Annotated in this window: 1 protein-coding gene; it reads right to left on the reverse strand. The window is 71.0% G+C overall.

Annotated features, from left to right (window positions below):
- On the reverse strand, positions 1-255 hold a 255-nt coding region (locus tag C7I36_RS17515), incomplete at both ends, for a hypothetical protein (protein ID WP_181256439.1).

The following is a 255-nucleotide window of genomic DNA, read 5'->3' on the forward strand; positions in this document are numbered from 1 at the left end:
AGGTGCCGTCGCCCTTGACCGTCAGGGTGCCCTTGCCGGTGTCGATCGCCTCGTCCAGGTCATACGCCTGACCGTCGAACAGCACCTGCGTGCTGGCGCCATCGGCCCCGGCCACCAGGCTCCAGCTGCCATTGATGCGCTCGCCTTCCACCACCGTGGCCGGCCCGGCCACGCTCACGCTCGGCACGTCGTCCGAGACCGACAGGCTCACGCTGCCGCTCGCCTCGTCACCGTCCAGGTCGGTGGCCACCACCG

Origin of the sequence: Zobellella taiwanensis (assembly GCF_003012795.1) — a bacterium.
GTDB lineage: Bacteria > Pseudomonadota > Gammaproteobacteria > Enterobacterales > Aeromonadaceae > Oceanimonas > Oceanimonas taiwanensis.